8 protein-coding genes and 1 pseudogene are annotated in these 11,771 nt (G+C 75.5%); 3 read left to right on the plus strand and 6 right to left on the minus strand.

The genetic code is table 11. The features are described 5' to 3' along the window. Positions 1–50 precede the first annotated feature (50 nt). Together E4N63_RS06470 and E4N63_RS31430 are read left to right on the plus strand one after the other, a co-directional pair. Positions 51–275 carry a hypothetical protein gene (locus E4N63_RS06470; RefSeq protein WP_125626818.1) on the plus strand — a complete coding sequence of 75 codons (225 nt, stop codon included), beginning with the start codon at positions 51–53 and terminating at the stop codon, positions 273–275. A 4-nt stretch (positions 276–279) separates the two neighbouring features. Then, positions 280–900, plus strand: coding sequence for a Clp protease N-terminal domain-containing protein (locus E4N63_RS31430; RefSeq protein ID WP_125626819.1), 621 nt, complete (start codon positions 280–282; stop codon positions 898–900). A 65-nt stretch (positions 901–965) separates the two neighbouring features. Here E4N63_RS31430 and E4N63_RS06485 read toward each other — a convergent pair whose 3' ends face one another. The 6 genes and pseudogenes from E4N63_RS06485 to ggt all read right to left on the minus strand — a co-directional run bounded on the left by E4N63_RS06485 (position 966) and on the right by ggt (position 10,379). Then, complete coding sequence (locus E4N63_RS06485; protein ID WP_185831394.1) at positions 966–2,378, minus strand: NAD(P)/FAD-dependent oxidoreductase; 1,413 nt, start codon at positions 2,376–2,378, stop codon at positions 966–968. A 312-nt stretch (positions 2,379–2,690) separates the two neighbouring features. Further along, a complete protein-coding gene (locus tag E4N63_RS06490; protein ID WP_125626821.1) occupies positions 2,691–3,560 on the minus strand; it encodes an inositol monophosphatase in 870 nt (289 codons plus the stop codon). A gap of 230 nt (positions 3,561–3,790) precedes the next feature. Continuing rightward, entirely contained in the window at positions 3,791–5,065 is a 1,275-nt protein-coding gene (locus E4N63_RS06495; RefSeq protein ID WP_230240184.1) for an aspartate aminotransferase family protein, read from the minus strand. Positions 5,066–6,091: 1,026 nt separating this feature from the next. After that, positions 6,092–6,775 (minus strand): hypothetical protein, encoded by a 684-nt coding sequence (locus E4N63_RS06500; protein ID WP_230240185.1) that lies wholly within the window; start codon positions 6,773–6,775, stop codon positions 6,092–6,094. 1,100 nt (positions 6,776–7,875) lie between these two features. Continuing rightward, a complete protein-coding gene (locus E4N63_RS06505) occupies positions 7,876–8,256 on the minus strand; it encodes a PPOX class F420-dependent oxidoreductase (protein WP_043465114.1) in 381 nt (126 codons plus the stop codon). Between the two features lie 252 nt (positions 8,257–8,508). After that, positions 8,509–10,379: pseudogene (ggt, locus tag E4N63_RS06510) on the minus strand (gamma-glutamyltransferase). Positions 10,380–10,702: 323 nt separating this feature from the next. Here ggt and E4N63_RS06515 point away from each other — a divergent pair. Next, entirely contained in the window at positions 10,703–11,461 is a 759-nt protein-coding gene (locus E4N63_RS06515) for a hypothetical protein (protein ID WP_019712147.1), read from the plus strand. Positions 11,462–11,771 lie beyond the last annotated feature (310 nt).

Raw genomic sequence — 11,771 nt, forward strand, 5'->3', positions numbered from 1 at the left:
CCGTCAACCATGGTTGACAGGGACCCTCTCGTCAACCTAGATTGACAGGCATGGCAGGAACAGAGGCGAAGGACACACGCGACACCGCCGAGGCCGCGATGGACCGCGACCCGGCGGTCGGGCTGCGCGCGGTGGCGGCACTGCGGCGGCTCCTGGAGCGCCTGGAGGCCCTGCAGGTCGACAGCGCGCGCTCGCAGGGCTGGTCCTGGGAGGAGATCGGGACCGCGCTCGGCGTCAGCAGGCAGGCCGTTCACAAGAAACACGCGAGGAGGTAGCGGGATGTTCGAGCGATTCACCCGTCAGGCCCGGCAGGTCGTCATCCAGGCACAGGAGGAGACCCGGAACCTGGGGCACCCGGCGGTCGGTTCGGAGCATCTGCTGCTCGCCGTGCTGTCCCGGCGGGACGATCCGGCCACCGCGGCGCTGTCCCGGCTCGGCGTCACGGCCGGGTCCTGCCGGGCCGAGGTCGAGCGGCTGGCGGACCGGGGCGGCAGCGGCCTGGGGCCGGACGACGCGGAGTCGCTGCGCTCCCTGGGCATCGATCCGGACGAGATCCGCAGCCGCGCCGAGGCGGCCTTCGGGCCCGGGGCGCTCGACCCCGCGCCGGAGAAACCGGAGCCCGCCCGTGGCCTGCGACGGCTGGTCCCCGTGCGGCGCGCCCCGCGGGGCGGTTCCCGCTCCGGCGGGCATCTGGCGTTCACTCCGCGCGCCAAGAAGGCACTGGAGCGCTCGCTGCGCGAGGCGCTGTCACTCGAGGACCGTCACATCGGTACGGAACACGTGCTGCTGGGTCTGCTGAACCCGGAGGACAAGGTCACCACCACCGTTCTGCGGCGCCTGGGCACCGAGCCGGACACCGCGCGGGCCACCGTCCTGTCCGGACTCGGCCGGGCGGCCTGACGCGCCCGCGGCCGAACGGCCCGGCCCCGCCGCCCGCCGAGGCGCCCCGGCACGGCGCCGGGGCCTCAGCGCGCCATTTCCCGCAGCCGGCGCCAGACCCGGCGGGCGGCGTGGTGGCCGCACATGCCGTGGACTCCGCCGCCGGGCGGGGTCGCGGAGGAGCAGAGGAAGACCGCCGGGTGCGCCGTGCTGTACGGCACCCGGGCGAGCTTGGGGCGGATGGCGGACTGGAGGCCGTCGAAGGCTCCGCAGCCGATGTCGCCGCCCACGTAGTTGGCGTTCTTCGCGGCCATCTCGGGCGGCCCGGCGGTGGCGCGGGCCAGCACCAGATCCCGGAAGCCGGGGGCGAACCGTTCGAGCTGCCGCTCGATCACCTCGGTGGCGTCGCCCGTCCAGCCGTTCGGCACATGGCCGTACGCCCAGAAGGTGTGCTTGCCCTCCGGGGCGCGGCTCGGGTCGGTCAGGGTGGGCTGGGCGGTGAGCAGCAGCGGTGTCCTCGGCTCCCGGCCGTCGACGGCCCGCCGCAGCGCGTCGTCGATCTCCCCGTAGGTGGGGCCGATGTGGACCGTGCCGGCCCGCCGCGCCTCGGGGGCCGTCCACGGCACCGGGCCCGACAGGGCATAGTCGATCTTGAAGACGCCCGGTCCGTGCCGGAAATTGCGGTAGGCGTTGCCCAGGCCGGCGATCTCGGCGAGGGCCCGCGGCGCGGTGTCGAAGACGTACGCGCGGGCGGGCGGCAGCTCGTCCAGCCGTTTGACGGTGACTCCGGTGTGGACCGTGCCGCCCAGTTCCCGCAGATAGCCGGTGAGGGCGTCGGAGATCGCCTGCGAGCCGCCGCGCGCGATGGGCCAGCCCCGCTCGTGCGCGGCGAGGGCGAACATCAGCGCGACCCCGCCGGAGGCGATGCTCGTCGGCGCCGCGATGACGTGTCCGGCCAGCCCGGCCAGCAGGGCGCGCGCCTTGCCGTCGCGGAACAGGCGCGACAGCACAGCCACCGGCAGACCGGCGACACTCATGAAGCGCGCCCAGCGCAGCGGGTCGCGGGGCACGCCGAGCCACTGGGTGCGCAGGAAGTCGGCGGAGAGGGTCTCCCAGTGGCCGGTGAACGGTTCCAGCAGCCGCCGGTACGCACCCGCGTCCCGGGCTCCGAGCGAGGCGGCTGTCTCGCCGACCGACGGGGCCAGCACGGCGGCGGTGCCGTCCGCCCAGGGGTGGGCCAGGGGCAGTTCGTGGTGGAGCCATTCCAGCCCGAAGCGGCCGAGCGGCATGGTGTCGAACGCGGGCGAGCCGATGCCCAGGGGGTGGACGGCGGAGCACGTGTCGTGCCGGAAGCCGGGGAGCGTCAGCTCCTCGGTGCGGGCCCCGCCGCCGACCCCGTCCCGGGCCTCGTAGGCGGCCACGGCGTATCCGCGGCGGGCCAGTTCGACGGCGGCGGTCAGGCCGTTGGGCCCGGTTCCCACCACCACCGCATCGAGCATCGACGGCACCGTACGACTCCTCTTCGGCTGCTGGTCCCCCCGGCCCGCCGGCCGGCCCGGTCCGCCGCTCCCGGGGTGCCTCGCGTGGGACCTCGGCGGCTCCCACGGGTCTCCGGTCCGCGGCGGGTCGGCCGGTGGCGTTCCCGGTGGGGCGGTCCCCGGCCGCCACCGCGCGTCCGCCCGTCCCGCTGATCGTCCGTCAACGGGACGGGGCGGACGGCCCGGTTACCGGCCGGTGGCCAGGATAGGCCCGCCCGGCGGCGGAGCACCGGACGCGACGGCCGCCGGCCCGGGCCCCGGCGCCGGACCCGCTCAGTGACCGCCCTGGTTCTTGCGCCGCGGAAGGTCCGAGCCGCGCATCAGTTCCAGGATCCGGCGGGCCGTGCGTCCGTCGCGGGCGGCGGTGAACGGCAGGGCGTTGCCCCCGGTGAGAGCGAACGGCTCGCCGGACATGGTGGCGCTCGCCCCGCCCGCCTCGGCGACGAGCAGCAGGCCCGCCGCGTGGTCCCAGACGTTTTCCCAGCCGAACGCGACCGCGTCCAGCGTCCCCTGTGCGACGTGCAGATACTCCAGCCCCGCCGAGCCGCACGGCCGGGGCGCCACCCCGTCGACCACGAGCCGGGCGAAGGCCTCGTCCTCCTCCAGGGAGGTGAAGTCGGGGTGCGAGGTGGCGATCTCCAGCAGTTCACCGGGCTGCGCGGCACCGCAGCGCAGCGGCTCGCCGCCCAGCCGGGCCCCGCCGCCCTTCACCGCGACCGCCATCCGGTCGGTGGCCGGCGCGTACGTCCAGGAGGCCAGCACCTCCCCCTCGCGGGCGAGCGCGACCAGGGTCGAGAAACCCGGGTCGCCGTGGACGAACTGGCGGGTGCCGTCCACCGGGTCGACGATCCAGACCGGCGCCGGGCCCTTCAGCGCGTCCAGCACCCCGGGGTCCGCGGAGACGGCCTCCTCGCCGACCACGACGGAGCCCGGCAGCAGCGCGGGCAGCGCCGCGGTCAGCCGTTCCTCCGCCAGCCGGTCCGCGACCGTGACCAGGTCGTGCGGCCCCGTCTTCACGTCGATCTCGTGCGAGGCGAGCTGCCGGAAGCGGGGCATCACCTCGGCGGCCACCGCCTCGCGCACGGCCTGCTCGGCGGCGTCCAGCAGCTTGGTCCGCTCCTCCGCGGACAAGTCATCGATCATGTGCTCCATCGAATCACGGCTCCCGGACACCCCGCCCGCGGTGCGTGGACACGGAGCATGACGGGCGGCTGAACTCCGGGGGCGGGGGCGCTCACGGGCGCCGTAGTGCCGCCCGGGGAGCTGACCGAGGGCGCCGGTCGCTGTGCCGTGCGCGGGGCAAGGGCGCGGGAGAAGGGTGCGGGGCCCGGGAATGCCTCGCTCGAGAACACCGTGCTCCGGGAGCACCCGGCTCAGGGCTGCCGTTCCGCTTCCACGGCGTCCTGCGTCCGCCGCAGCGCCGCTCCGAGCAGTTCGGCGCCCTCCTCCGCCTCGGCGACCGTCAGGGTGAGCGGCGGCGCGATGCGCAGGACGTTCCCCTCGCGGCCGCCCCGGCCGACGAGCAGCCCTTCCGCCCGGGCGTGTTCGAGGGCGAGACCGGCGGCGTGCGGTGCGGGCCGGCCGTCGGACCCGGCGAGTTCGACACCGATCATCAGTCCCCGGCCGCGCACCTCCCGGACGACGGGCAGCCCTGCGGTGACCGCGCGCAGCCGCTGGATGAGCAGGCCGCCGACCCGCCGCGCGTTGCCCTGCAGGTCGTGCTCCAGCAGATGGGTGAGATTGGCCAGCCCGGCGGCCATCGTGACGGGGCTGCCGCCGAAGGTGGAGACGGAGTGGGCGTCGAGGCAGTTCATGACCTCCGCGCGGGCGACGACACCGCCGACCGCCATGCCGTTGCCGATGCCCTTCGCGAACGTCAGCATGTCCGGCGGGCCGGAGGCGGCGTGCGCCTGCCAGCCCCAGAAGTGGTCGCCGGTGCGGCCCCAGCCGGTCTGCACCTCGTCGCTGATCCAGAGGATGCCGTGCCGGTCCAGCACCTCCCGGAACGCGGCGTAGAGGCCGTCGGGCGGCGCGGTGAACCCGCCGACGCCCTGCACCGGTTCGGCGATGAGCGCGGCGGCGCCGCCGTGGGCCTGGCCGAGGACGTCTTCCAGATCGGCGACGCAGGCGTCGGTGAAGGCGGCGTCGGACAGCTCGGCGAACGGGCCGCGGGTGCGGACCCCGCCGTGCAGGTACAGCGTCTGGAACGGGGACAGACTCGTCGGCGACCAGGCGGAGTTGCCGGTGACGGACACCGAACTGAACGACCGGCCGTGGTAGCTGTTGCGCATCGCCAGGATCTGGTTCGAACGTCGGTACGCGGTGGCCAGCAGCAGAGCGGTGTCATTGGCCTCGGTGCCGGAGCTGGTGAAGAAGACCCGGGCGTCCGGGATGCCGGAGAGGGTGGCGATGCGCTCGGCCAGCTCCACCATCGGGCGGTTGAGGTAGAGGGTCGAGGTGTGCAGGATGCGGCCGGCCTGTTCCCGGACGGCGGCGGTCACCTCGGGCAGGGCGTGGGCGGTCATGGTGGTGAGGACGCCGCCGTAGAAGTCCAGATAGCAGCGGCCCTCCGCGTCCCAGACGTGCCGTCCCTCGCCGTGGGTCAGCTCGACCGGGTCCTCGTAATACAGGGTCAGCCAGTCCGGCATGACGGCGCGGTGGCGGGCCCGCAGCGGGGGCCGGATGCCGCTCTGCTCGACAGTGGGATGGGCCGAACCCGGCCCGGTGGGGGCGGCGGCGGGCGGGGCGGTGAGGAGAAGAGCGTCATGGGCGGCACCAGCTTTCCGGGAGCGGGAGATCGGGTCCTCACGGACGTCGGGTGGGACGGGTGGCGGGTGGGACGAGCACGGCACCGGCGCGGACCGGGGCGGGCGGACGGTGCCGGGCGGGTGCCGACCGGGGTGATCGGGTGCGGGCGGTGCTGGTCCGGCGGTTGACACCCGGGGCCTTGCCGAGCCGGGACAACGGCCTGCCCGGGACGGCCCTGCCCGGCGGCCAGGGGTCCCCCGGGACCGGGCCCGGACGGGTGGCGCCGGGCGGCACCGCATCGGGAGCATGGGAGCCTGGGAGCGTCGGGACGGTGGCTTCCGGGGTGAGGGAGAACGTAGGCCGCCCCGCGAGCCCGGGCAAGCCCATCTCCCCGGAACCCCGGTGTCGGCCGGCTTTCCCACCGCAACGGGCCACAGCGGCCCGGCCCGCGGCAAGCGGATCGAAGCGGTCGGGCCACAGGAGTCCCCACATCCCCACATGTGACCACCGCCCCCGCCACCCCGCAGCGGCCGGACCGACCGCGCTTCCGGCCGCAAGGGGCCACGGCTGGCACAGCGAACGCGGCAGCACACCGGGCACGCACGGCCGGAGAGCACCGGACCGCAGCAGCCGTGTGGAGGCCGGCCACCAGGCGGAACGGGCAAGGACAAGGGCCAGAACAAGGACAAGGGCGAGACCGGACCAACAGGCGGAACCGAAACGGTTCGTGGACCGGGCCGGACCGGACAACCCGCTCGGGCAGCAGCGTGTGCCGCCGCGCATGTCCGGCCGCGCCCCGGGTGGTGGACCGGCGGAACAGCGGCTGGGAAGGGACAGCGACGGGCAGGGCCGGCCGAGTCGGCAGTTGGCGGTCGACGGTCGGCAGTCGGCAGTCGGCAGTCGGCGGCCGAGCCGGCGCAGCGCCGTCACACCGTGTCGGGGATGCCCGGCAGGCCGGCACCGCGCAGCACATGGGCCAGGTTCCGGTACCGCTGCGGTGAGCCGGCCGCGGCCTCCAGCAGCGGCGGCACCAGCGCGCCGGGATCGGCCTCCGCCACCCGGGCCGCGTGCTCGTCCGTACGGGCGCGGAGCATCCCGCCCAGCAGGACCGCCGTCTCCTCGTGACGGCCGGCGGCGCGCAGGGCGAGCGCGGTGTCCGCCACCTCGGCCGCCGGGCGGCCCGCGCACTGGGCGAGGAGGGCTCGGCAGTCGTCGCCGCGCCCTGCGTCGGCGAGGGCCCCGGCCATCGCGGCGAGCGCGGCCGGGGGCAGTGTGGCGGCCTCCCACAGCAGCGTGGCGACCTCGGCGGCCAGCCCTTCCCGCTCCAGTTCCCCGGCGAGGAGCGGCAGCCGGGCGGCGGGCCGCGAGACGGCCTCGCTCAGCAGCGCGTAAGCCTCTCCGCTGCGGCCCGTGGCCCGCAGGACGCGCAGCCGGACCGCCGTGTCCCGTGCTTCGGCGTACGCCGCGGCGAGCATCTCCCGCTCCCGGGCGGAGGCGCGCTCGCGCCGCTCGCCGTCCCCGTCATCGGCCTGGTACGCGCCCGCGAAGCGTGCCCCGCGCGGTGCGGCGGCGGGCGCTGCCGGAGGGTGGGGGCCGGGATCGGGAACCACCGGCGGGGCGGCGGGTGCGGCGTTCTCCTCCTCGGTCTCCAGCCCGGCGAAGCGCGCCCCGCGCGGACGGGCGGCCCGCTTCGGCGCGGCCGGGCGAGGGACGCCGGCTCACCGGCACGCCCGCCGTCGGGACCGGGGCGGCCCGCCGGGGCTCGGGGAAGCGGAAGGCCCGGACGGCGCCGGGGCTCCGGACGGAGACAGGGGCCCGGCGGCGGCCCCGGCATGCCCGGCCCCAGCCCGCCCGGCCCGGGGAACAGACCGGGAGCGGCCCCGGCCCGGGAACCGGACGGGGCAAGAGGGTCGGTGGAGGCACCGGCAGGGGCCGCCTCACCGGGCCGGGTGTGCCCGGGGTGTGCGCCGTCCGGCCCCGTACGGGGAACGGCACCGGCCGCTCCCGCCGTCGCCGCTGCCGTCTCCAGGGCCTCCAGCCGCCTGCGGAGTTCCGCGCAGCGGGCCGAGGCCCGCCGCACGTCGTCTTCCGCCCATGCCAGTTCGGCACCGGTCCGGGCGCTCTCCTCGGCCGCGGACGGGGACCCCTCGGCGTTCCCGGTCAGCCTCCGGCGCCGCACCACCGCGTACTGGCGTTCCCGGATCATCACGTCCAACTGGTCGAGCAGCGCCTGCCGGCCGCCCGGACGGGCGTCGTACGTGGCGGCGGCCACCCGGTACGCCTCCCGCACCACCCCGTACACCCGCTCGGCGGCGGGAAGGCCGTGCAGCGCCGCGTAGTCCTGGAGCAGGGCCTCGGCCACGTCCCAGGGCAGCAGGTCCCGGCCCTGGAAACAGGCGGCCACGCCTTCCGGATCGCGTCGGAGAAAGACTCCGAACCAGCCGCCGGCGGGGTCCAGCTCCGCGGTCAGCTCCCCCAGCACTCGCGTGAACTCCCCCATCGCGGCGGAGTGTTGTTCTTCCGTCACTCTCGTGTCTCTCTCCCGACCGCGTGGTACGTGCCCCTCGTGGCATTGGACACCGTGCGTGTTCGGTGGGAGTGACGGGGATGCTACGGACGCTTTTCGTCCGGTTGTGACGGTGCGGTGCACGCGCCCGCGCGCCGGACAGCGTGCCGCCCCGCGCCAGGGGCGGCCCGGTCCGAGGCCCTGTCAGAAGGTGACGGCGATCCCCGTGTGCGGCCGCTTGCCCAGCCGCGCCAGGGCTCCGCCCGTGTCGACGATCCGGAAGCGCCAGCCGTACTTGCGGGTCATCTCCCGCCGGACGAGAACGAGCCCGGCCGGGTCCAGCAGCCGCGCCTCGCCCGGGACGGACCGGGCACCCTCCTCGACGTTGCCCCGCACGTCGCACGGCGTCACGGTCACCCGGCCGCTGTTCCGGATCCGCTTGACCTTGCCGCTGTCGGTCTTCGTCCAGATGTAGAGCCGCTCCCCGTCGGAGGCCGCCCAGACGGGCGTGGGGACGGGGGTGCCGTCCCGCCGGTGGGTCACGAGCCGGACGTAGGGGGCGCGGGCGAGTTCTTCGGGGACCATGGGCCCACCCTACGGGCCGTCCCCGCACGGCAGGCCCGGCCCGGAGGCCCCGCCGCCTCCCCTGCCCCGCCCCTTGGCTCTCTCTCACTTCCAGTCCCGACCCCGGAGCCGGTAACCCGCACGCGGTTCCGCGAGGTCCCACGAGCGCACGGGAACGGATCGCGGGCCGGCCCGGCTGTGGCCCAGTCACCGTCCCGGCCCAGTCACCGTCGCAGCCGACTCACCGTCGCGGCCGACTCGCCCAGCGACCCGCTACCCGGCAGCCCTCCGCTTCCGCTCGTCGACCACCATCGCGGAGCCGCCGCCCCGCCGTTCCTTCTCCGCCGCGGCCAGCCAGCGCCCGTCCGGCAGCAGGCGGATGCCCGTCACCGCGCCGATCTCCGGGTTGCGGGCGAAGCGGTGGCCGAGGGTCTCCAGCCGCTGCCGCACCGGGTCGTCCCACAGGCCGGGCTCCATCTGGGTGGTGGTCGTGTTGCGCTGGCTGACGCGCGGGGCGGCGATGGCCTCGGCGAGCGGCATCCCGCGGTCCAGATGGTTCGTGAGCGTCTGCAGCACGGTCGTGATGATCGTCGAACCGCCCGGTGATCCCAGGGCCACGACCGGCCGGCGGTCGGCGTCGAGCACGATCGTCGGGGACATGGAGGAACGCGGCCGCTTGCCGGGGCCGGGAAGGTTCGGGTCGTGGACGCCGGGGGCGGCGGGGGCGAAGGAGAAGTCGGTCAGTTCGTTGTTGAGCAGGAAGCCGCGTCCGGGGACGGTGATGCCGCTGCCGCCGGTCTGCTCGATGGTGAGGGTGTAGGCGACGACGTTGCCCCAGCGGTCGGCCGTGGTGAGATGCGTGGTGCTCTCGCCCTCGTATGTCGTCGGCGCGGCGGCGCCGCCCGTGCGGCAGGCGGCCGGGTCGCGCGGGTCACCGGGCGCCACCGGGCTGCTGAGCACGGCGTCGTCCCGGATCAGGCACTCCCGGGAGTCGGCGAAGCGCTGCGACAGCAGCTCCCGCGTCGGTACGTCCTCGAACGCCGGGTCGCCCAGCCAGCGGCCCCGGTCGGCGAAGGCGAGCCGGCTCGCCTCGATCAGCCGGTGCAGGTAGCGCTGCTCGTCCGCCGCCGCGAGGTCCGTGTTCTCCAGGATGTTGAGCGCCTCGCCGACGGTGGTGCCGCCGGAGGAGGACGGCGCCATGCCGTACACGCCGAACCCCCGGTACTCGGTGCGGGACGGCGCCTGGCGCTTCGTCCGGTACTCGCGCAGGTCGGCGGTGGTCAGGTCGCCGGGCCGCGGATCGCGCCCGGCGCCGGGGCGGACCGGGGGCCGGCGCACGGTGTCCGTGATGTCGCGGGCCAGCTCCCCGCGGTACAGCGCCCGGCCGCCGCCGCGGGCCAACTCGGCGTAAGTGCGGGCGAGATCGGGGTTGCGGAGGGTGGAGCCGACGACGGGCAGCTCACCGCCGGGGAGGAACAGCTCGGCGGAGGCGGGGAAGTCCCGGAAGCGCTCCTCGTTGGCAGCGGTCTGCTGCCGGAAGGTCTCGTCGACGGTGAAGCCGTGCCGGGCGATCCGCTGGGCGGGGCGCAGCACGTCGCGCAGGGACTTGGTGCCCCAGGCTCCGAGTGCGGCGTCCCAGGTGGCGGCCGTGCCGGGGGTGCCGACGGAGAGGCCGCTGGTGACGGCTTCGCCGAAGGGGAGCGGTTCGCCGTCATCGTCCAGGAAGAGGGTCTCGTCGGCGGAGCGCGGGGCGGTCTCGCGGCCGTCGACGGTCTGCACGGTGCGCCGCTTCGCGTCGTAGTGGACGAAGTAGCCCCCGCCGCCGATCCCGGCGGAGTAGGGCTCGGTGACGCCGAGCGCGGCCGCGGTCGCGACGGCCGCGTCCACCGCGTTGCCGCCGCGCCGCAGGATCTCGATGCCGGCCGCCGAGGCGTCCGGGTCGACGCTGGCGACCGCCCCGCCGTAACCGGTGGCGACGGGGACTTGGCGGGCGGGGAGGCGGCCGGGGCCGTGGCGTGGGGCCCGCCGGCCCGGGTGCCGTCCGCCGCGCCCGTCCCCGTCGGTGGCGCGGCCGCCGCCGTGGACAGGAGGGCTGCCATGGCGGCGAGCAGCGACAGACTCCGTACGGCGGCGGGACGGGTCATGGGGAACCTCCATCGGCACGGGCGCGGGTACGACACGGGAGTACGGGGCGCGGGAGTACGGGAGAGGGAACGGGGAGGCCGGGCGCCACGGACACGGACAGGGAACCCGGTGCACACGGCGCGTGGGCCGCGCACCACCGGACCGACCGCACAGCCCAACCACGCCTCCGGCAGCGGTCGTTCGCGGCAGCCTAACCGCGCTGCCCGGTGCCCGTCAGCAGTGCCACGCGCCCGCCGCACCGCCGCGACGGAAGGGCTGCCTTCACGACGTATCGCCCTCCGGGCTCGAACAGGGATGCGCCCCGGCGCTACGATCCCCGGCCATGAACGACGACGTGCGCAACCTCGTCCTCGGCGTGATCGGTACCGGCCTCAGCGCCTCCATCGGCTGGTTCGCCCGCACCTATCTCTGGCGCCGCACGCTCCGCCGCAAGCAGCGGTTCTTCGGGCTGCCGACCAACTCCGAGTGCCTGCTCGTGGTCAACCGGTCGGCGGGGGCGAGCGACTGGACCGTCGCCCGGCGCGACGTGTTCGCGCTGCTGGAGCTCTCCGCGCTCATCAAGGACTGCGAGGCGCACGCCCAGATCGTCGCCCACGACACGGCGCAGCAGGGCTTCGGCGACCGCACGGAGTTCTGCATCGGCGGCCCGGTGTCGAACCAGCGGATGGCCGCCCATCTCTACTCGATGCTGCCGGGGATTTCGGTGAACACCGACCCGGAGCCGGGGCCGGACCGGGGCTCCTTCAAGATCGGCACCGAGCGGTACCGCTGGGAGCCGGGCCGGGTGGAGTACGTCATCGTCGCGCGGCTCACCGCCGAGGAGAAGAAGCGGCCGGTGTTCCTGGCCAGCGGCCAGCACTCGATCGCCAACCAGGCGGCGGTGCGCTATCTGGCCCGGCACCACCCCAAACTGGCCCGCAAGTACGGCGACAGCACGTTCGTCCTGCTGCTGAAGGTCGTCAACTCGGCCGCCTACGGCCCGGACATGGTCGAGCTGGTGGCCGATGTGACGGAGGCGGCCACCACCCCGGCCCCGGTCCCCGGACCGCGCGCCTCCCGCCGGGCGGCGAACAACAGCTGACACCCCGGCACACCGGAGGCGCTCCCTGAAGGCGGGGACGCCGACTGCCTGTTCGAGCCGGATCACACGTGCGCGCCGAAGAGCGCACCCCTGGCGGGGCGTTCCCCGCCTTCCGGGCGCTGAAGACCGCTCCGCCCGTTGACGGCCGCTTCGCGCGCCGGCGGCCGGAACCGATACCCCCCGCCACGACGGCGATGCGGCCCGCGCCGCCCGCGCCGCCCATGCTGCCCGCGCGGGCGAGTGAACGCCTCCGGGAGCTGCCCTCAACTCGGGCGGACACATTGTTACCGTCGCGTAACGTTCCAGTCTA

The sequence above is a fragment of the Streptomyces sp. MNU89 genome (genome assembly GCF_020982505.1).
GTDB lineage: Bacteria > Actinomycetota > Actinomycetes > Streptomycetales > Streptomycetaceae > Streptomyces > Streptomyces xinghaiensis.